At 67.8% G+C, this 19,926-nt stretch carries 15 protein-coding genes; 7 read left to right on the forward strand and 8 right to left on the reverse strand.

Annotated features, from left to right (window positions below; all coding sequences use genetic code 11):
• Window positions 1-43: 43 nt before the first annotated feature.
• Complete coding sequence (locus BLU27_RS04440; RefSeq protein WP_092650787.1) at window positions 44-1,294, reverse strand: hypothetical protein; 1,251 nt, start codon at window positions 1,292-1,294, stop codon at window positions 44-46.
• Window positions 1,295-1,437: 143 nt separating this feature from the next.
• Complete coding sequence (locus tag BLU27_RS04445) at window positions 1,438-2,259, reverse strand: sulfotransferase (RefSeq protein ID WP_092650789.1); 822 nt, start codon at window positions 2,257-2,259, stop codon at window positions 1,438-1,440.
• Between the two features lie 193 nt (window positions 2,260-2,452).
• Here BLU27_RS04445 and BLU27_RS04450 point away from each other — a divergent pair, with 193 nt between their 5' ends.
• Window positions 2,453-3,928 carry a polysaccharide pyruvyl transferase family protein gene (locus tag BLU27_RS04450; RefSeq protein ID WP_092650791.1) on the forward strand — a complete coding sequence of 492 codons (1,476 nt, stop codon included), beginning with the start codon at window positions 2,453-2,455 and terminating at the stop codon, window positions 3,926-3,928.
• A gap of 137 nt (window positions 3,929-4,065) precedes the next feature.
• On the opposite strand, the gene BLU27_RS04455 is transcribed toward BLU27_RS04450, so the two are convergent.
• The 3 genes from BLU27_RS04455 to BLU27_RS04465 form a co-directional block, all read right to left on the reverse strand.
• Window positions 4,066-5,154, reverse strand: coding sequence for a sulfite oxidase (locus BLU27_RS04455; protein WP_197681678.1), 1,089 nt, complete (start codon window positions 5,152-5,154; stop codon window positions 4,066-4,068).
• 133 nt (window positions 5,155-5,287) lie between these two features.
• Entirely contained in the window at window positions 5,288-6,613 is a 1,326-nt protein-coding gene (locus BLU27_RS04460; RefSeq protein ID WP_197681679.1) for a macrolide family glycosyltransferase, read from the reverse strand.
• 44 nt (window positions 6,614-6,657) lie between these two features.
• Window positions 6,658-8,775, reverse strand: a complete 2,118-nt coding sequence (locus BLU27_RS04465) for an ABC transporter substrate-binding protein (RefSeq protein WP_092650793.1) — start codon at window positions 8,773-8,775, stop codon at window positions 6,658-6,660.
• 170 nt (window positions 8,776-8,945) lie between these two features.
• Here BLU27_RS04465 and BLU27_RS04470 point away from each other — a divergent pair, with 170 nt between their 5' ends.
• The 5 genes from BLU27_RS04470 to BLU27_RS04490 all read left to right on the forward strand — a co-directional run bounded on the left by BLU27_RS04470 (window position 8,946) and on the right by BLU27_RS04490 (window position 15,430).
• On the forward strand, window positions 8,946-10,364 hold the full coding sequence (locus BLU27_RS04470; RefSeq protein WP_172804867.1) for a sulfatase family protein: 1,419 nt from the start codon (window positions 8,946-8,948) through the stop codon (window positions 10,362-10,364).
• Window positions 10,365-10,682: 318 nt separating this feature from the next.
• The gene (locus tag BLU27_RS04475; RefSeq protein WP_157728211.1) at window positions 10,683-11,816 is read left to right on the forward strand and encodes a glycosyltransferase; all 1,134 of its coding nucleotides are present in this window, start codon (window positions 10,683-10,685) and stop codon (window positions 11,814-11,816) included.
• 120 nt (window positions 11,817-11,936) lie between these two features.
• Window positions 11,937-13,202: a lipopolysaccharide biosynthesis protein gene (locus BLU27_RS04480; RefSeq protein WP_206744632.1), complete on the forward strand. Its 1,266-nt coding sequence runs from the start codon at window positions 11,937-11,939 to the stop codon at window positions 13,200-13,202.
• Complete coding sequence (locus BLU27_RS04485; RefSeq protein WP_092650801.1) at window positions 13,199-14,488, forward strand: hypothetical protein; 1,290 nt, start codon at window positions 13,199-13,201, stop codon at window positions 14,486-14,488. The genes BLU27_RS04480 and BLU27_RS04485 overlap by 4 nt, the downstream gene beginning before the upstream one ends.
• 18 nt (window positions 14,489-14,506) lie before the next feature.
• The gene (locus BLU27_RS04490; RefSeq protein WP_092650803.1) at window positions 14,507-15,430 is read left to right on the forward strand and encodes a sulfotransferase; all 924 of its coding nucleotides are present in this window, start codon (window positions 14,507-14,509) and stop codon (window positions 15,428-15,430) included.
• On the opposite strand, the gene BLU27_RS04495 is transcribed toward BLU27_RS04490, so the two are convergent.
• Entirely contained in the window at window positions 15,385-16,488 is a 1,104-nt protein-coding gene (locus BLU27_RS04495; RefSeq protein WP_157728213.1) for a glycosyltransferase family 4 protein, read from the reverse strand. The two genes, BLU27_RS04490 and BLU27_RS04495, sit on opposite strands and share 46 nt — an antisense overlap.
• A 270-nt stretch (window positions 16,489-16,758) precedes the next feature.
• On the opposite strand from BLU27_RS04495, the gene BLU27_RS04500 reads away from it, so the two are divergent.
• Complete coding sequence (locus BLU27_RS04500; RefSeq protein ID WP_092650807.1) at window positions 16,759-17,439, forward strand: class I SAM-dependent methyltransferase; 681 nt, start codon at window positions 16,759-16,761, stop codon at window positions 17,437-17,439.
• Between the two features lie 72 nt (window positions 17,440-17,511).
• Here the strand turns inward: BLU27_RS04500 and BLU27_RS04505 are convergent, their stop codons facing one another.
• Together BLU27_RS04505 and BLU27_RS04510 are read right to left on the reverse strand one after the other, a co-directional pair.
• Window positions 17,512-18,690, reverse strand: a complete 1,179-nt coding sequence (locus tag BLU27_RS04505; RefSeq protein WP_157728214.1) for a glycosyltransferase family 4 protein — start codon at window positions 18,688-18,690, stop codon at window positions 17,512-17,514.
• 299 nt (window positions 18,691-18,989) lie between these two features.
• On the reverse strand, window positions 18,990-19,904 hold the full coding sequence (locus BLU27_RS04510; protein WP_197681680.1) for a phosphorothioated DNA-binding restriction endonuclease: 915 nt from the start codon (window positions 19,902-19,904) through the stop codon (window positions 18,990-18,992).
• Window positions 19,905-19,926: the final 22 nt, after the last annotated feature.

A 19,926-nucleotide genomic window follows, 5' to 3' on the forward strand; every position in this document is an offset into this window, starting at 1 on the left:
CCGAGCGCCTCGGGACCCACCGCGGGCCGGGCGCAAGGGACACTCAGCGCGGGTGGACGATCCGATATATGTGCACGCCGTAACCGTCGAACGCGTCGCTGAACCGCCCCCGGGTCATCGCGACCGTTCGGTTCTCGTCGACGACGTGGACCCGGGACGCCCCGGCCGCCGCACCGCCGAGGACGAAGTGGCCCACGGTTGGCGCGTCCCGCATGGCCACGGCGAAGACGTACGTCTCCCCGGTCAGCCGCTTCACCATCGTGTCGACAGGTACGCCGGAGTCCGAGCTGGTCACCTCGACCGCACCCGGCATCGACGGCCGGTTGAGCACCGGCGCGAGCCGGCGGATCAGCGCGTTCGTCCTCGTCACGGCCGCCAGCATCACCGGGTCGTGCAGCAACCTGGCCGCATCGAACTCCGGTGCGAACCGGTGGACGAAGTAGAGGATGCCGCGCGACCCGTGGACCAGCGACATCCAGACCTCGGCCCGGAACTGGTGGGGGGTGACCTGGCGGTCGCCGGAGATGTTGGTGGTCTCGACGAAGTTCCAGACGACCTTGCGGCCGCCGGACCAGGCCCGCAGCCGGTCGACACCCTTCGCCACCAGCCACAGCGGAAGGCCGTCGGCGACCGGATAGACGTCGAAGCTCACGACGTCGGCACCCCGGACGTACTTCGGGTAGTCGTCGAGGGAGGCGTCCGGACCACGGCCGATCCAGTCGTCGTCGGCCACTCCCCGGCCCAGGTTGAGGAACACCGGGCGGGTTCGGTCGGCCCGCGCCATCGCGCGGTACCGGTCCACGATGACGGCCGGGTCGACCGGCGGGCCGTAGCCTCCTCCCGGCAGCGGCTGCGCGTTGTCCGGCTCGTCCATCTGGGCCCAGCCGACCAACGGATTGTCGGTGCCGTTGCCACGCGCCAGGCCGACGTCGTTCTGGTGGGCGATCACCGCCATGCCGTGTTGTGCGAGCGTCGTCAGCTGCTCCTCGGTGGGCCCCTGCCACAGGCCGACGTAGAGGTTGATGCCCGCCTGTTGGTACTGCGGGGCCAGCGCCGGTTCCTGCAGCCACACCCCGATCGGGAAGTACGACGGATCAGGCCGTGGGCACGGGCCGTTCGCCCAACGCGCGTAGGGATCCGGGGTCATCGTGCCGCCTCGGTCGGTGAGTGGCGTGGACGCCGCGGCCATGCCGCCGGCGAGCGCCGACACCACCGGCGCCATCCCCGAGGCGACGGCCGTCCCCGCAGCCAGCTTGAGGAATCCCCGCCGCGACGTTCTCTGGTCGTCTGCCATGCCGAGCCTCCCTGAGCCTGAGGTGGAGCCACCGGCGCCCACCGTGCTGGGCCTGAGTTCCGGTCGAGGCGTCTCTCCACGATGACGGCGGACCGGGCCGCCGTCATCCGAGTCTGCCCGCATCCGGTCGCGTTCGAACCCCGTCAGAACGAGTGCCGTACGGCCAGCGTGCGGGTGACCCGCTCCTCGTCATACTCCTCGCCGAGCCAGTTGAACAGCCCACGCAGTACCGACGGATCCCTCACGTAGTCGTCGAAGTGCACGTGGTAGCCGCGCTCCCCTCGCTTCCCGACCGCCTCTCGCAGCCGCTCCTCGAGGGTGGCGAGGTCCACCATGGCATTCGGCCTGTGCGCCATCCATCTGCTCTTCGCGACGTCGGCGAGGTTCCGGGTGTTCAGCACGAACCGTGCGCCCGGGAAGAGCGTCTCGACGAAGCCGAGGTAGTCGTCGGGAGGGGACTGCCACCAGCGGATCTCCTTGAAGCCGGACACCCGGGTCCCGGGCTCCGGACGCAGCAGCGTCTCCGTCACCAGTTGGCGCATGCGGGCGGTGGCGAGCCCGGGCGGATACTCCTCGATGCCGTACCACGGGTGAATCGGCGTCAGCGGCTCCTCGCCGGACCACTTCACCCGCGCCTCGAGGGCCGCGGAGTGGTATTCGAAAAGCCGGTGCAGAACCCCGCCGTTCTCCCCGCGGATGCAGTACCCCGGGGTTCCGTCGAGCAGGGACATCAGCAGGGTCGACCCGGAACGGCCGTACGTCACGACGAACAGGTACCGCAGATCTATCCGACCGTCGGTACTCGCCGTCGCCCCGCCCCGAACCGCGTCCAGCTGCAGGGTCAGCCGGTCGACCTCCGCACGCAGCCGGTCGTTCTGGATGCGCAACAGGTCCCGGTGCCGGACGAGCCGGCCCAGGATCGGGACCGCGGTGGTGACGGCCGTGCGCAGAAGGCTGCTGCCCATACTGTGAGGACCCTTCACATCGGCGTGGCCGGGCGGTATCGGTGTTCCGGTTGGTTCCTTCCCTACCCCTGCGACCGCGCCTCTGGACCTGTCGGCGAGGGGAAGGCACGATAGGCCATTCGGCGGAAGCCGTGACTCCAGACCATCGCCGGCCGGACACGCAACGTGTTCCCATCACGACCAGGACCCTGCCGTGAAGCACATCCTCATCCGCTCGGGCAAGAGCCCCCACCGCGTCGCCACCCAGGCCGAGTTCCTGCACCAGGACCTGATCGGTACGAACACCGGCAATCTGCTCTTCAGCGACTCGGTTCACAAGATGCTGGCGGTGCCGGACACCACGGTGACGTCCAACGGCATCCGTACCGACATCTCACCCGAGCGGGCCGCCGAGATCAACGAGCGCTACGACGTCTTCGTCGTGCCTCTCGCGAACGCCTTCCGCCCCACCTTCCACGCCTCCCTCGACCGGCTGACGAAGCTGATCGAACAGCTCACCGTCCCCGTGGTCGTGGTCGGTGTGGGTGCCCAGGTCGGCGAGGACTACGCGACCGACTCACTCGCACCGATGAACGAGTCCGTACGCCGGTTCGCCTCGGCGGTCCTGGACCGCTCCGCGTCCATCGGGGTACGCGGCGAGCTGACCGCGCGTTACCTCAAGGGCCTCGGCTTCGCGGACGTGGACATCATCGGCTGCCCGTCGATGTTCCTGTACGGCGACACGTTCCCCGAGATCCGGGCCACCGAGGTCGGCCCGGATTCACGGATCGCGATCAACCTCTCCCCCGACGCCATCCCGATCGGTGACGTGGAGGGCATCGTCCGGCACGTCTGGGAGCGCTGTCCGCACCTGACCTACTACGCGCAGAACACCGTCGACGGCGAGTTGCTGCTGTGGGGCGACACGACGCCGGAGTCGGGCATCTCGGAGGACTTCCCCCGGCATCTGACCCACCGTCTGCTGCGCGAGAACAAGATGCGCCTGCCGCTGGACCCGGCGACCTGGATCCGGGAGCTCCGCGAGCACGACTTCGCCTTCGGGACCCGCATCCACGGCAACGTCGCCGCCCTGCTGGCCGGGACGCCCGCGGTCGTGCTCACCCACGACTCGCGGACTCTGGAACTGTGCCGGTACTTCGACCTGCCGTACCGGCCCCTTGCCGGGCTGCCCGCCGAGACCGACCCGCGGGAGCTGTACGAGGACGCCGACTTCTCCGCGATGCTCAAGGGCCACGCCGAGCGGTTCGACCGCGTCGTCACCTTCCTCGACCGCAACGGCCTGCGCAACACCTACACCCACGGAGACCGGGGCGCGGCCTTCGACGCCGAACTAGCCGCTCTCGACCTGCCCGCGTCCATCTCGGTCTGGGACGGCGGCGACGACGGCAACCTGCGCTACCGCGTCAGCAGGCTGCGCGAACTGGTCACCGCGACCGACGCCAGGACCCGGGAGAACGACAGGAAGCTGCGCGGCCGCCTGAGCGCCGCCCAACGCCGCGAAGCCGAGGCCGAGCGGCAGCTCACCGAACTCCGCAAGGAGCTCGCGGCCGCCCGAAAGCAACTGGCCGCGCTGGAACGCAGGACGATGGGGATCGAGAAGCGGGTGATGGTCCGTCTCGGTCCCGCCCTGCGCCGCCGGCTCCGCCGCCTCGGCCGTCGCCGTTCGTGACGAGGGGTCACGCGAGGAGGCGGTACCCACGGTTTGCGTCACCATCGGCGGAATGCTCCCCTGCAGATCCAGTGACATGTGAACCTCCGGATCAGGTGGTCGGCGTTCTCGGCTGTGGGAGACCCGCGACCCGGCGCTCAGGGACAGGACACGCGCAGCCGGGCCCAGGCGTTGTTTCCGTATCCCTGAGGGTTCCACAGGGATCGAGGTGACTCGGGCTGGGTGGCACCGCCGAAGTCCCAGGCCCGCGCGAGGAGTTCGTGCTCACCGGCCGGAAGTTCGAGCGTCACCCGCCACATCCGCCACGACCAGGGAGAGACCTGAGGATCCAGCTCCGCCTGTACCCAGGTGCCGCCACCGTCGGCTGACACGTCGACCCGGGCGACACCTCCGCCATATCCTGCAAACGCGTAGCCCGCGACCTCGGCGTGGCCGCTGGGACACCGGGTGCCGGCGTCCGGGCTGAGGAAGTCGCAGTTCAGGGGGACGGGACCCAGCGAGATACCGGCGCCCGGCCCGGCCTGGTCGAGATCGGTGTCCGCCGGCAGCATGCGGTACGCCGTGGCCTGGAAGTAGTTGTCGGACGGATCCGCTTGGACGCTGATCCGGTGGAGCCACTTGACGCTGCGGGCACCGATCCAGCCGGGTACGACCACGCGAACGGGCGCACCGTGCACGGCGGGAAGCGGCTCACCGTTCATCTCCCAGGCGAGCAGCACCTCCTCCGAGAGCGCCTTGGCCAACGGGACCGAGCCGCCGAAGGGCTGCGCCGGCCGGGCGCGTTGGGACACGTCGGTGGCCGCGAACGCGACATGGGCGGCTCCTTCGCCGATCCCGGCCGCGTCCAGCACGTCGCGCAGGCGTACCCCGCCCCAGCGCGCAGTGGAGATGGCTCCCGGGCCCCACGGCGCCTCGCCCGGAATGTCGCGTACGGCCATGAGTTCGGCGCGCCGGTTGCCGGCACACTGCAGGGTCGCGGTCACCTCCGCCGGCTCGAACCGGTCACGCAACTGCGCCGGAGACCAGGCGGCGGGCCGTTCGACGAGGCCGTCGACCCGCAGGCGCCAGGTGTCGAGGTCGATCCGGGGCACCGGCCCGTGGCTGCGTACGTAGAAGGCGTCCAGTGGTGTGCACGGCGCCTGCGCCAGAACCTGCCGGGGCGGCTCCGCGTTGTAGGGGTCCTCCTCGTGCACCACCATGTCGCGCCGCTTGCCCCACAGACCCATGAGTGGGGCATACCCGTCCCTCACACGAAATCACGTGGCCTTCCGCCGTCGGCCACGTGCACATCCGTCCACTCCGGGTAGAAGCCGGACTCGGGGCCGCCACGCCCGAACCGGCATCAATCAGTGCGACCAATCAGTGCGGTCGGTTCCGGCGCAGGAACTCCTGGACGAGTTCGGCCCCGGCCACGGCCCCAGCCCCGGAGCCGAAGGCGGCGCCGAGCGCCAGGGCTCGGTCGCGCGCGGACGGCTCGGACAGTGTGCGCTCGACGGCGGCGCGAAGTTCGCCGGCCGGGACAGGCCGACGGGACAGATGCTGCCGCAGCACGACGGCCGCGCCACGCTCGGCGATGGTCCGGCCGATGACCAGCTGTTCCACCTGCTGCGGAACGACCACCAGCGGCACGCCGTACGCCAGTGCCTCCAGTGCGCTGTTCATCCCGCCGTGGGTGACGAACGCGGCCGTCCTGCGCAGAATCTCCAACTGGGGAACGGTTGTGCGGACCAGCGTGTTGGCCGGGGGCCTGCCGAGACGGGCAGGGTCGGTGGAGTGGCCGACGGCCAGGACGACCCGCGCCGGCAGGTCGGCGAGCGCGGTGAAGCACGTACGGAAGAACTCACCGGTGCCGGCGTGCAACGTGCCCAGCGAGACCAGGACCACGGGATCGGCACCGTCCACGTGGGCGGAGAGCTCGGCATCCAACTCGGTGTCGCGCAAGGCGTTGTTGACAGGACTGACGGGGTCGACCGGATCGACGGTGGGTCCGACGAAGTGACAGCTCTCGTCCAGGCGGGAGTTGCTGGGTTGGATCTCGCGCGGGATCGGGAACAACGTCAGGTCGCCGAACATCGGCAGCATCGGCGTACTCGGCACGACCTCCCTGCCGAACCGGCCGAGCACCCGGCGCCGGGCGCGGACCGCCCGGGGAAAGTCCGGCAGCATCAGCCGTAGCGTGTACGCCCACTCCCGGGCCGTGAGGCCCCTGAAGTCCGCCGGGCCGAGCAGCATGGTGGTCATGAACGAGATCGTCGGCAGGCCGAGACCCGCGGCGGTCACCCGCCCCCACAGGGCGTTGGAGTCGTACGCCACCGCGTCCGGGCGTTCCCGCGCGAACTCCTCCCGCAGGAACGGCACCAGCGACATCGTCGCCTCCAGCACCTTCGCGACCACCCGGACGGAGCTTCCGGACTGGGTGGCTGCGGCAATGTCGCGAGAGCCGATCGCGCCCTCCGGATAGGCCCGGAACTTCGCACCGGCACGCTCCACCGCATGCGCGAACTCACCGGTGGAGTAGTACGTCACGTCGACGCCACGGCCGACGAGTTCGCGGACCAACGGCAGGCTGGGGTTGACGTGCCCGGAGGCGGGCATCCCCGTCATCACGACCCGTCGGGAGACGCCCGCAGAGCGCCCCGGTGCGTCCCCGGTCGCCGGGCCGTCGTCGTGCTGGGCGTCGGACATGGCGGATCACCCTCCTGTGCTCACGATTCGGATGCGCGGCGTTCTCAGGTGTGCTCGGAAGGGTTCTCCCAGTAGTACGCCTCCGGGTCGTAGACGGCCGGCGTCGGGTGGGACCACGTGTTGGCCAGTCCGCCGTAGGCGAGCTCGTCCCGGCTGGGCACGTTGCGAAGGTCCTGGTGCACGACGAGCGGCGTCGGGAAGTTGGCCACCGAGCACTGGAAGAACGGCCCTTCCTCCACGTGGATCCTGATCATGTCCCACACCGTCCTGGTGCGCCGCAGCGCCTCCGGCTCCGCCAGCGCCTTCGCCAGCCCCTGCCACAGCCGATCGACCGGGCCGCCCTTGTCGGGTTCGAGCCGAGGCGGTGTGCGTTTCCACGGGCTGACGTCGGCCTCGGCGTGTTCGGCCGGCGTACCCCGTACCTTCCACCACTGTGCCTGCAGCGGTGCCCACACGCTGGGCTCGGTCGAGCAGAACCAGTAGTACAGCACGAGATGGTCGTGCAGGGTGGTGAGTCCCCAGCCGCCCTGCGACATCAGCTCGCCGCGTTCCCACTGCTCGCCGAACACCGTCGGCGGCCGCGGGTCGAGCTTGACCGAGACGCCGATCTTCTCCCAGTCCCGCTTGAGAAGCTGGTTGTACTTGACGCTCTCCTCGGTGCTGTCCGCGGAGTAGCTGATGACCACCGACAGCTTCTCGCCGTTGGGCAGGTTGCGCAGCCCGTCGCCGTCGGAGTCGACCACCCCGAGCTTGTCCAGCATCCGTTTCGCCTTCTCGGGGTCGTAGGCCGAGTAACTGTCCTTCCAGGACTTGTAGATCTTCGGCCCCTCCGGCGGTGTGTGGTACTCGATGGACTGCGTGCTGTGCGTTCCGGTGGTGATCTGCCCGGTGTTGAAGTACAACGTCTTGCGTACGTCCTCGCGGTTGTGTGCGTGCGAGAGCGCCTGGCGGAACGCAGGCGTACGGATCAGCTTCCGCATCGCCTCGTTCTCGTAGTCGTGGTTGAAGAAGAACGCCGGTGTGCCGCCGGTTCCGGTGTTCCACAGCAGGACGCGCGTCCTGCTCTTCGCCGCCGACCGCTTCAGCCCGCTGACATCGGCGAGACCGAGCGGCACGGAGGCACCCCAGGACCCGGCGTAGTCCGCCTGGCCGTTCTGCACCTGCAGCTTGCCGACCTGCGGGTCCTGGAACAACGGCATGCTGAGCACGTCGATGTACGGAAGCTGGTTGCCTTCGGGGTCGACGCACCAGTAGTAGGGGTTGCGTTCCCAGGTGACCCGTACACCCTCCCGGTAGGAACGCAGCTTCCATCCGGTCAGGGTCGGGCAGTCCGGATTCTGCGCGTAGTTCATCTTCTCGGCGTGCTGGTTGGCCCAGTCCTCGCCCGCCTTGGAGTTGTAGGTGAGGTGAAACTGCTTCAGATAGTGCCTGGGCTGGAACCACACGTCCCACTGGACGTATCGCGCCAACTGGAAGATGACGACGGGGCTCGGCGCGTCGAAGTCCATGACGAGGGTGTACGCGTCCGGCGCGGACAGCCGCATCGGCGTTCCCTTGCTCGAACGGCCACTGTCCGGCGCCTCCGCCGGATAGTCGCCGTTCAGCACAAGGTCCTTCCACCAGTACATCGCGTCGGCTGAGGTCAGCGGCGCGCCGTCGGACCAGCGCACACCCTCGCGCATGTGGAGGGTCCACTGTGACGCGTCGTCGTTGGACTCCCAGGACTCCACCAGGCCGGGCCCGAGGTCCTGGGAGTCGTTGAGCCAGCGCAGGGGTGCGTGCCCGTACATCAGGGTGGTCGGTGAGAACGTCGTGGATGCCGACGCCGGCATGCGCAGCGTTCCGCCGTACTTTCCGGTCCGCAGCCAGCGGTGCGGAACGACGTACGGCCGGCCGGGAACGCGTTTGCCGACCGCCGGCAGCTCACCGGCCCTGACTCGCTTGGCGAGGGCGGGCGCCTCGTGCAGTTGCCTGGGTGCCGCCAGTGGTTTCGCCGGAGAGCCCTTGCGGTTGGCGCGCTTCGGACTTCCCGAAGGCCTTCCGCCGGCGTTCGTCGAGGATCCGGAGCAGGCGGCGATCGTGGTGGTCACCGCCGCAAGTGCGGAACCGATCAGGAGCCGACGCCTGCTGACGTTGCCACTGCGCTCATCGAGTGTGTCCACGGTCGGCCCTTCGCCAGATTGGAAACGCAACGTAGTTGGACAAGTCGCGAACAGTCAACGAGATCGGCGAAGCCTCGAATCCGCTGGCACCATCCGGCCACGCGCATCGTTGCTTGAAGCCGGCCCCGCGCCGGCGCCCGTAGGGTGTGTCGCGGAGAAGAGGTGATCGCGTGTCCGAGCGGCCGAACATCGTTTTGATCGTGGGTGAGGACATCGGCCGGATCGCCGGCTGCTACGGCGACGACTACGTGCGTACGCCCAACCTCGACCGGCTGGCCGCACGCGGGTGTCGTTACGACGAGGCGTACTCCACTTATCCGGTCTGCGCTCCGTCCCGCTCGACGATGGTGACCGGCCAGTACCCGATGAAGATCGGCACTCATCAGATGCGGTCCACGCTGCTGCATCCGCCGCGGTTGTTCACCCACGAGCTGCGCGACGCGGGCTACCACGTGAGCTGGCCGACCAAGCTGGACTTCAACTTCGAGCCGACGAGCGGCTGGCGCGACGACAACCTGGCATGGGTCGACAGGCTGCGGGCCGGTGCCATGCCGGGCCGGCCCTGGTTCGCGTACGTCAACCTCGCGATCACGCACGAGTCGTCCATGTGGCCGGACGCGGGCGAGTACGCCGACCGCGAAGGGCTGGAGCACTGGGACACCGGCAAGCCACGTCCGCCGCGGGTCACCGACCCGGCTGACGTGCCGGTGCCGTCGTATCTCCCGGACACGCGGGTCGTACGCGGCGACATAGCCCGGCACGCCGACAACATCGCCGAGCTCGACCGGCAGGTCGGGCAGGTCCTCGACGCACTGGATTCCTCCGGGCAGGCCGGCAACAGGGTCGTGGTGTTCCTGGCCGATCACGGCCGCGGCCTGCCGCGGGAGAAGCGCTGGCCCTACAGCGCAGGGATCCACATGCCGCTGCTGGTCAGCTGGCCCGGTGTCATCGAGCCCGGGAGCGTCAGCGACCGGCTGGTGTCCTGGGTTGACCTCGCGCCGACGTTCTGCTCGATCGCGGGGGCACCGATCCCTGCCGACCACGACGGAGCGGCGTTTCTCGGAGCGGCCGAGGCGGCACCGCGCGAGCACATGTTCGCCGGGCGCGACCGGATGGACGAGTCGTTCGACCGGGTTCGGGTCGTACGCGATCGGCGCTACCACTACGTGCGCAACTTCTTTCCCCGGATTCCGTACTGTCAACGGAACCTTTACATGGAGAACATGCCCACCATGCAGGAGCTTCGCCGCCTCAACGCCGCCGGCGAGCTTCACGGCACCGCGGCGAGCTTCATGCCGCCGCGCAAACCCGCCGAGGAGTTGTACGACGTGCAGGCGGATCCGGAGTGCGTGCACGACCTGGCGGGCGATCCGCAGTACGCCGGCGTACGCGTCCGGATGGCTGCGGAGCTGGACCGCTTCCTTGCCGAAATCGACGACCTGGGCGCGTATCCCGAGCGCGACCTGGTGGCGAAGGGACTGGTCGCCGACCGGATCGAGGAGTTCCGCGCCCGGCTCGCCCCGCTGCCGCCGGAGTACCAGCGGGGCTATCCGCTCGCGATCTTCGAGCCTGCCGACCTCCTCAGCTGAGGGTCCGCTTCAGCGGCCCCGTCGCGACGTAAAGATCACGAAGCGTGGTGTCGAGCGCACTGGCCTGACCTGGACGGCCGGTGTTCCGCACGCTCGCATGCGGACGCTGAGAAAGCTGTCATTCACCTCCAGTGCTACCGCGACCGTGAAAACCTCCGATTGCTCTCGATCGCAGGCCAAAAAGCTGCCGTGGGATACAGCGGTTCCGTCAGGCGTAAGGGTTATGTCAATCAGGTCGAAATGCTCCGCTGCCAGGTTCGCCAACCGCGCTCGTACACGGCCCACGGCAGCCGATCGCAACAGGGCAGGTCTGATGCGATGAGCCCGTCGAGAGTGCTGATCGACGCGTCGAACATTCATCACGGCGGCGGACTTCAGGTGGCGACGTCGTTTCTCAGCGAGTTGGCTGCGCTTCGCGCCGACCCCGGCGAGGTCGCCGCCCGTCCGTGGCTGAGAGATGTCGACATCGACGTGTCCCCTGCCGTGTCGGCGAACCTGACCGACGCCGGCGTGGAGTTGCCGCTACGTGTGGTGCGCCCTCGCGGTCCCGCCCACGTGTCCAGTTGGGTGCCGAACCGCTCTCGGGCCGAGGTGTCGTTCGTCGTACTGGGGCCGGAGTACTTCGCGGCCCGCGCGCGCCGCCGGATCGTGGGGTACGCCGACGTGACGTCCGTCTACCCCCGGCCGGCAGGCGTTCCTCCACACTCACGCGGGAGCAGGATCAAGTGGGTCGCGCGCGGGATCGTCTCGCGGCTACTGCTGAAGCGCGCCGATCGGGTCGTTGTGGAGACCGAGGCCTTCGCCGACGCCACGCGCAGGCGCATTCCGGCCTTGTCGGCGCCTGTCGACGTGGTGCCGAACTGTGTCAACCGGACGCTGCTCGAGCAGTGTCCGGTGCCACGCAGCACCACGGGTGTTCGAACCCGACTGCTGTATGTCGCCCGGGTCTACGCACACAAGAACCACGAACTGCTGGGCCAGGTGGGCGAGGAGCTCACCCGTCGCGGCCACGATGTCGAGTTCGCCGTGACCCTGAGCGAAGAGGAGTGGAAGGCGCGGACCGCCAGGTTCCGCCGACACTGCGTCAACCTGGGCCCGGTGCCCGTCTCGGGACTGGCGAAGGCGTACGCCCAAGCTGATGCCGTGGTGTTTCCCAGTCTGCTCGAGGCGTTCTCGGCCGCTCCGGTCGAGGGAGTCGCCGCCGGCAGGGTGGTGTTCGCCTCGGACCGCGACTTCGTTCGTACGACGTGCGGCGACGCGGTGGTCTACGCCGATCCCCTCGACCCCGACGACTGGGCGGACCGGATCGAGGAATGGTTGCGCGGTCCCGAGGCCGTGGAGGCGACGATCCGTGAGGCGGCGCAGGCCATGCTCGCCTCCCTGTCCGGCCCAGGCGAGCGGGCTCGCGAATACGTGCGAATCATCGACGAGGAGTTCCGTCGTGCCCGGTGATCGCCTTCTCGTCGTGAACAACCCACCCGCTTACGACAGGATCCACTGCAGGCACGTCTTCGTCGACGTCGAACCGAACGACGCTCGTGGTCGTTCGTGCTCTCCAACGGGTCCGGGCGCGTGAAACTCACCAGACTGACCAGGTCCTCCGCCGCCCGAGCGGTGGCCGGCACGGGCGCGGTCAACATGCTGTCGATGCTCCTCGGGATCGTGAGTGGCGTCATCACCGCCCGGGGACTCGGTCCCGAGGACCGTGGGGTGCTCATATCCCTTCTGGTGTGGTCCGCCACGGTGGGATCGCTGTCACTGACCGGCATCGACGAGGCGGTGATCTTCCACGCGGGTGGTTCGTCGAGTCGTGCGTGGGCGCTCAGGTCGGCGGTGGCGCGCGATGCCGCCGTACAGAGTGCTCTCGGGTGCTTGGTGCTGCTCGGGTCCGCCTGCTACATCGTGCGGCCACACGGCGTGGCCACCTGGTTGTCGGTCGTCGCGACGACGGCAGTCGTTCCGCTGAACACGTTCACCCTCCTCAGCATCGTCCCCCTGCGTGCCGGTCAGCGTATGAAGGCGTGGAACTCGGTGCGTCTCACGCAGCCGGTTGTCTATGCCTTCGGCGCTGCGGTGCTTTGGGCAGCCGGTCAGCTCACCATCCTGTCCGCGCTCGCCGCGAACCTGATCGGTGGACTTCTGCTGTCGGTGTTCCTTGTGGCGCTGGCCCGGCGCGGTGGTCGAGCTCGACTCGCGCCGGGCGAGCGACGCGCGACGACCTCCTACGGGCGAAGACTCGTCCTCGCGACGCTGCCGCAGCGGATAGGTCCACGCCTTGACCAGTTACTGCTTGGCCTGCTCTTCGCTCCGGCCGTCCTCGGCGTCTATTCGGTCGCGACCTCCATTGCGGCGGTCGTGCTCATGATCGGCACCAGCCTCGACCAGGTGCTCTTTCCCCGGTTCAGCGCGGGGCACTTCTCCCGACCGGACCTGGCGAACGCCGTCGTGGCCGGCATGGGTGCCGGGCTCGCGGTATCCCTTGCCATGGCCGCCATGGCGCGCCCCATGATCGAGCTCCTGTACGGCCGGGACTTCCTCGGGGCGGCGGAGCCACTGACGATCCTGCTTCTCGCAGCGGTCGTGCGAGTCGGGGCAAACTGCCTTGGCGCGGCCCTGAAGGCGTCGGGCACGCTGCGCGCGTATGCCTGGGCGCAGATTGCCGGCGTTCTCACGCTCGCAGGCGTCTTCCCCCTGGCTGTCGGCCTCGGGGGAGTCGGAGCAGCCATCGCGTCTCTGGCAGGAGCGTTGGTCACGTTCCTGGTGTCGTGGGGCGCGGTCGCGACGATCCAGAGCACCGGCCCAGCCCTCCGTGCACCCGTAGAGACGGACTACGTATGAGCTTCTCGCTGTCAACAGCTCTGCTGGTCGATTCCGCCGTGGTCGCCGCGTGCGGCGCGGCCTTCTTCAGGAATCGCCATCGCAGGCATTCCCATCCGGCATTCATCTACCTGATCTTCCATGTAATGCTCTTCACCTTTCGCGGTTGGGCCATCCGTCAGGGCAGCCCCACCTTCTTGGGGCTGAGCGAAGCCGAAGTCGTACGCGCGTTGCTCGCAGCGGACGTCTTCTTGTTGTCGGCCGCCTTCGGATGGCTGATGCCGACGCCTGCGAAGTGGACCGAAACACCTACATCGCCTCGCGAACTCCGACCGGCGGTCGTCACCGGCGTCGCTGTGTTCCTGATGCCGATCGGCCTGTACTTCCTGGCCACCCGCACGTACACCTCGGGCAGCGGAACGGAGAACGTTGCGCTCTCGACGTCATACGAAATTTTCGCGGTGACCTGGCCAGGACTGCTTCTGCTGGGTCTCGTGTACGTCAAGGGGTTTCGCTGGTACCTGCTCTGCCCGCTGGCGATGTACCTGTGCTTCATGGGGCTGCAAAGTCAGGACAGGTTCCGGGTCATTCTGCCGCTGATTCTGCTCGGTCAGATCTGGCTGGATCGCAAGGGACGCAGGTGGCCGACCACACTGATTGTCGCCGGGATGGTGGCCGTGTTCCCGGTCTTCGTCGCCATGGACGCCATCGGCGCCGCCTACCGCACGGGTTCCCTCACACCACAGGTCGTCAGTCAGGAGGTGAGCCGCGGGATCGGGGAGAGCTTCAGCGGTGGGTCGAACGATCAGCTTGGGCTGGATGCACTGGGTGTGGCGATGGCGCAGAGCGACCGTTACGGAGTGCCTCTTTACGGTAAAGACTATGTGAACGTGCTGTTCCTGCCCATCCCGCGGCCACTGTGGCCCGACAAACCGGTGCTGAACGAGGCAGTCGTGAAGCTCTCGACGTCGGATCGCCCGCTCAGTGCACAGGGCGCCGTCCTCACCATGCCGGGCAGTCTCTACGTCGACTTCCGCTGGGTGGGGCTCACCTTGGTCGCCTTCCTCCTGGCGCGGGCCGGTCTTTGGGTGTACTGCCGTGCCTACGCCCACGGGATGGGGACGGCTTTCCACTTCGCCTACCTACTTGTCGCCGCGTCGCTGATCCAGATCTATCGCGACAGCCTCACATCGTTGGTCACCTTCCTGTTGGTGAACAGTGCCCCCCTGGTGGTGATCCTCGTGGTGAACATGCTGCACAAGCCCCCACACCGGATCCTCGTTGCCGAGGCACAGATCAAAGGCTGAGAGAAGAGGGCGCGAACCATGATGTGGAAGGAAGCTGTACGTCGTACCTACAACGCCGGCCTCGCCCTGGGCGAGTCCGTACTGCGTCCGGCCGCGTTGTCCGACGTGCTCTTCCTGGTCGGGTCGGGACGCAGCGGCACGACTGCCCTGATGGAAGCGCTGATCGCGGGACTGGGTGCACAGCCCATCTTCGAACCGCTGCACCCCAGGATGTCGCCTGCCGCCAATCCCATCCTTCCAGTGCACGGGTATCCAAGGATCTCGCCGACTGAGGACGCTCCGGCCATGCGTGCCCTGATGAGTGGACTGTTCGAAGGCCGGCACCTGTCGAAATGGACCACCGCGCAGACTTCTTTTCGTGATCTTCGACAGACCAAGCGCCTGGTGGTCAAGGAGGTGCGTGCTGCCCGGATGCTCGGCTGGGTCGAGAATCAGTTTCCCGACGTCGCAGTGCGATACATGGTGCGGCACCCTGCGGCCGTGGTTTCGTCCATGCTGAAGGCCGACTGGGGTTCATGGCCATGGGCGCATGTCGTTCCACCCGCCGCGGCAGCACTGGGCGTGGATGCCGACGACGTGGCTCCCCGGTCCAGCCCGCACAGTCGATGGTTGACCTTGTTGTGGATCGCCGACAACGCCCTCGCAACTCGTGAACTGGCCCACGAGACGCTGAGAACCACCGTGTACTACGAAGAACTCGTGACCGAACCCGAGCGGGCACTGGCGACCGCGGCCGCGGCGTACCCCCACTTCGATCTCGGCCGTGCCGTCCGGAACCTGGACAGGCCGAGCCAGATGGCGAGTCCCGAGTACGGTCACAAGAAGCGCGACCACCGGATCCCGGCGCCGGAGAGACGAGACATGAGCAGCATGCTCCGCGATTTCGGAGTCGACATCTACGCGATGGAGGAACCCCTCCCGACGCGTCGTCTCGGTCTGTGAGGAGACGCGGCGGGCCCGCCGGGCAGGCGTCGGTCGATCCGGCTCACAAGCGTCACCGCCCACCGGTCGGGGGTGAACCTTCGTGCCAGCAATGCGCTGTTGTCCCCCATGCGCCGACGTTCGACGTCTGGCAGACAGTGCATCCTGAGCATCGCCTCGCACAGGCTCTGGGCAGAGCCCGGCTCGATCAGGTAGCCGTTCCAGTGGTCCTCGACCAGGGCGGCCGCGGCACCACACGCTGGTGTGCAGATGACCGGCAGGCCCGCCGCGCAGGCTTCATGGATGACCACACCCCAGGGCTCGAACGTACTGGGCGTGACGAATGCACCTGAGCCCCGGACTATGTCCGGCAGGTTCGACGGCTGGACGAAACCGAGGTGGCGCACTCCCGGCAGCTGCTCAAAGACCTTCTGCATGGGTCCAGTACCGCAAACGGTGAGATCCCAGGGATCGGGTACGAGGGAGGAGTATCTGCGGAACGCCTCCGCGAGCACCCCCACACCTTTGTAGTCATGGAGGCGACCCACGTAGAGGAATTCCCGACGTGAAGCTGGGACCTGCCCTGGACGCGCGGCAAACGCGTGGTAATCACCGGAAAGGCCCCCACGCCAGATGTCGTCTTCGCGGAAACCCAGCAGCCGGGCGAAGTGCGCCTGCCGTTCGCCCGGCACAAGGGCGACGTCGTAGGCCGGCCCCAAGTACCACCGGCTGGCGATGATGCCGGCGCGTTGTTTTGCCGTCCCCAGCCACTGGTTGTCCATGTAGAGAATCCGCAGCGCACGTGATCTTCTGGCGAGCCGCCGGTAGGCGGACGTGGACCAGCCGCACACGATCAACGCGTCCGGATCGATGTCGTCGCGGATCGCACCCACATCGAGATCGTCGGTGAACGTGTAGTAGCTGGCTTTCCCGGGACGGGACTCCGAAGCACTGAAGGGCGCATCGGTAGCGGATGGAAACGCCACGACGTGCAGCTCCACCTCGGGCTGCTCTGCCAGGCACTCGAGCGTGGCCTTCATGTAGCCGGTCAGCTGGTTCCACAAGACGAGTACTCGCATGTAAAGCCCTTCCCCACCGAGATCTCTGTCGCGGTGAGCGCCTTGAAGGAGCCACGGCGGGCTCACGTTCTCCGCGCCGATGTGGGCAGTCCGAACCGAAGTGCGCGGGTCCATCGCGGGCGGACGCCTACCCAGGTGACGAACTGCGGAAACACCCTGTTTGCGACATGCCGGACTTGGGAACGAGTGGAACTACGGTCTGCCATGAGTCGGCATCGCGACGGCAGGTGGATCGGCCGATGAGAAGCCGCTACAGGCCAGAGGTCGAGAATGAGAGTGAACATAGGATGTGGCTCGTCACCCACTCCCGGCTGGAAGAACTTCGACAACTCCCTCAGCCTGCGGCTCGCCAAAGTACCTTTCCTGGCGCGCCTGCTCCTGGCGACCGGCCTCACAGACAAACACCAGAACGAGTTCGTCGAATTCTGCAAGAAGGCTCACATAGAGTATGCCGACGCGACCCGCAGAATACCGCTACCCGACGGCTCGGTCGAGGTACTGTACACCTCACACATGCTCGAACACCTCGAGCCTTGGGAAGCGCGCACGTTCCTCACAGAGGCCCGACGTGTTCTGCAGGCTGACGGAATCATTCGGATAGCGGTTCCGGACCTGGGCCTCATCGTCCAGCAGTACCTGTCCCGGTGTGATGCCGACTCCTTTGTGGAGCAGACCGTCCTGGCCTCCTCGAATCCGAGGACACTCCGGCAGAGACTTCGTTACATGGTGGCCGGCAATCGGCACCATCTGTGGATGTACGACGGCCGCTCGCTCTGCCGACTTCTTCTGGAGTGCGGATTCGCCGACGCCCAGGTAGTCCCGGCGGGGGAGACCAGAATTCCCGCCCCCGGCAGCTTGGATCTGACGGAAAGAGCAGCGGAAAGTATCTACGTCGAGGCGCTCAACTCTTCGGCTTGGCAACACGCGGCGGCGGCAGTTCCGGCGAGGTAGCACCGGCGATGGCGCCTCCCGCGTTCATCCTTGCGGATGCACCAAGCGACACCGCACTTCGTGCACGAACGCTCAGGCGTGGGACGCCAGTACCTTCACTATGGCTGCGAACGTGGTCTCAGCGTAGGTCTGCCACGTGAAAGCCTCGGCACGCCGCCGGGCAGCGCGCCCCATGTCCGAACGCCTGACGGGATCATCGGCCAGTTGGCGAAGCCGGTCGGCGAGTACGTCCGGACGGCGCTCAGGCACCACGAACCCTTCGACCCCGTCGGCGACCAGGTCGGCCGCCCCCGAGGCAGGCGTCACGATCACCGGCAGCCCGTGCCCCATCGCCTCCAGCACACTCAGGCTCATGCCCTCGAACAAGCTGGGCAACACGAACACGTCGGCTGATCGGAAATAGCCGGAAACCTGCGAGCGGGGCACGGCCGCACGGTGAACCCACCCGCGACCGTACCTCGAGAAGAGTCGCGCCTGCGCCGCCGTACCACCGACCACGGAAAGGCCGGCACTTCCCGTGCGCAGACGCGCATGCGCATCAAGGAGATAGGAGAGGCCCTTGCTCTGCGTGATCCGGCCAACGTAGAGAATCTCGAGTCTCTCGGACACCTCCTTCGGGTCGTTCGAGTACTCCGCGAGATGCGCCCCATAGGGCACGACGACGATCTTTCCGCTCGGAACCCCGTACTCCTCCAGAGTGTGCGCGGCAAAGCGAGACGGCACCAGGACGAGGTCAGCCAGTTCGAACTCCTCGTCGAAGCGGGCCAGCCGCCCATGCGGCGGAAGGTCTGACGTCATGCTCGGCGCCAGGTTCGGACAGCGCTCGATTTCCGCCTCGATCGTCGCGGTACGGAATCGCGGATGAACGCTTGGCATGTTGAGCACGCGCAGGGCCGAGCGGTTGTGCCGGAAGGCCTCGAGGGCCGCCCCGTGTGAGATGACCAGCGCATCCGTTGGAACTCGTTCCAGCTCGCGGCCGGCTCGTCGACCCAGTTCACCGGATCGACGATCCATGAACCACTGACGGGTTCGCCCCAGCCGGCCGGGTGCGATCGTCCCGAGGACCTCCTGGACAGGAGCGAACGAGCGAGCCACGTGTGGCTCGACACCCGGTGGCAGGCTTCGCCGGCCCAGCACGGCGCGTACTCGGCTGGGAGCGCGGACGAGATCCGGGGGCACGAATCCCGTGCCGTAGAAGGCAAGGTGCCGCCGCGCCGCGAGGTGAGACGCGAGACGAGTCAGCTCCGCCATGGCCTCGGTGACAACACCGATGCGTGGCCACTCCGATGATGCCCGGCTCATGCCGGCTGCGGGAGGGCCTGGCGGACACGACGGTCCCCCGGGTTGCGTGGCACCTTCACCACCGGACCAGATCTTCTCCTCCACAGGGATCCCGGCGCGCCGAAGGTTACCGTACACCTACCGACGGTAGCGGCGGTTGGTTTCGCAGGACTGCTGTCGATGGTGTCGAGCCCGCGGACGATGTGAGCACCGCAGCTGTCATTTCGGTCCACCAACGGGTCCGGCGTCCCGGGGCTCGGAGTGGCACGTCAGACGCTGAGGGGCTTGCCCTTGAAGACCTGCGTGGTATGCCAGGTCACGTGTGCGTGCGCAGGTGGAGCCGTTCCCGTCCGCCTCGTAAGTTCCCGCCCGTGCAGTTCGTAGACCTGTCTGCCTGTGCTCGTACGGGCTGTGAACATGGTCGACACCTGGATCGTCAGCTCGGCCGTGAGCCCGACGGCACCGAGGTCGAACAGCTTGTGGTGCAGCGTGCACAGCGCCAGCCCGTTGTCCAGCGAGTCGGGCCCGTCGAAGGCGAACCAGCGCACGTGCGCGGCATCGATGCCGACCGTGGCACCCCCGATCTGGCCGTCGAACCCGCAGAACGCACACTGCCGGTCCCAGGCCTGCAGAACGGACGTTCTCCACACCTGGCTGCGTCGCCGCAGCGCGGCAGTCCCGCGACCAGTGTGGTCCGCATCCCGCCACGCATGAAGGAGGGCTGGATCCAGGCCGACAGCTACGAGGACGTCGGGCGCGACCGTGTCCGGGAACTGGCTGGTCACCAGCCTCCTCGCCGCCTCTTCCAGGAGAGCCGGGCGGGCACGCAGCAGATCCTCGAAGGACCGCTCCAACCTCCCCGTGACCTGGTGCTGCCGCAGCGGACCGACCTGATCCATCGGGACGTCGCGGTCGAGCACCCAGATCCCGTCCGCTTGTAGGCGAGTGAAGGGGTAGGCCGCACCTTGCGCCGCTCCAGTGCGCCGCGGCGTGCCGAACTCGCTGATCAGCTCCGCGAGCTTCTGCTCCGCCAGCGACCACGGAACCTCACTCGACCCGGTCGCCGCCATCTGCCCGAGGGCGAGGAGTACCAGCAGCGGCTTGTGTGGCGACCTCTTCCCCTTGATCTGGTGCTGGCGCAACGAACCGATCCGAGCCAGCAGGGCACTGGCGGCCTCGTCCACCTCCACCTCCCCTCCGCCCGCG

Origin of the sequence: Actinopolymorpha singaporensis, from assembly GCF_900104745.1 — a bacterium.
In the GTDB taxonomy this organism is placed as follows: domain Bacteria; phylum Actinomycetota; class Actinomycetes; order Propionibacteriales; family Actinopolymorphaceae; genus Actinopolymorpha; species Actinopolymorpha singaporensis.

Bases quoted from the DNA above. Each gene is read 5' to 3' on its own strand.
- BLU27_RS04440 (WP_092650787.1), bottom strand. From the start codon at position 1,294: ATGGCAGACGACCAGAGAACGTCGCGGCGGGGATTCCTCAAGCTGGCT.
- BLU27_RS04445 (WP_092650789.1), bottom strand. From the start codon at position 2,259: ATGGGCAGCAGCCTTCTGCGCACGGCCGTCACCACCGCGGTCCCGATC.
- BLU27_RS04455 (WP_197681678.1), bottom strand. From the start codon at position 5,154: ATGGGTCTGTGGGGCAAGCGGCGCGACATGGTGGTGCACGAGGAGGAC.
- BLU27_RS04460 (WP_197681679.1), bottom strand. From the start codon at position 6,613: ATGTCCGACGCCCAGCACGACGACGGCCCGGCGACCGGGGACGCACCG.
- BLU27_RS04475 (WP_157728211.1), top strand. From the start codon at position 10,683: ATGAGCCCGTCGAGAGTGCTGATCGACGCGTCGAACATTCATCACGGC.
- BLU27_RS04485 (WP_092650801.1), top strand. From the start codon at position 13,199: ATGAGCTTCTCGCTGTCAACAGCTCTGCTGGTCGATTCCGCCGTGGTC.
- BLU27_RS04490 (WP_092650803.1), top strand. From the start codon at position 14,507: ATGATGTGGAAGGAAGCTGTACGTCGTACCTACAACGCCGGCCTCGCC.
- BLU27_RS04495 (WP_157728213.1), bottom strand. From the start codon at position 16,488: ATGCGAGTACTCGTCTTGTGGAACCAGCTGACCGGCTACATGAAGGCC.
- BLU27_RS04500 (WP_092650807.1), top strand. From the start codon at position 16,759: ATGAGAGTGAACATAGGATGTGGCTCGTCACCCACTCCCGGCTGGAAG.
- BLU27_RS04505 (WP_157728214.1), bottom strand. From the start codon at position 18,690: ATGGCGGAGCTGACTCGTCTCGCGTCTCACCTCGCGGCGCGGCGGCAC.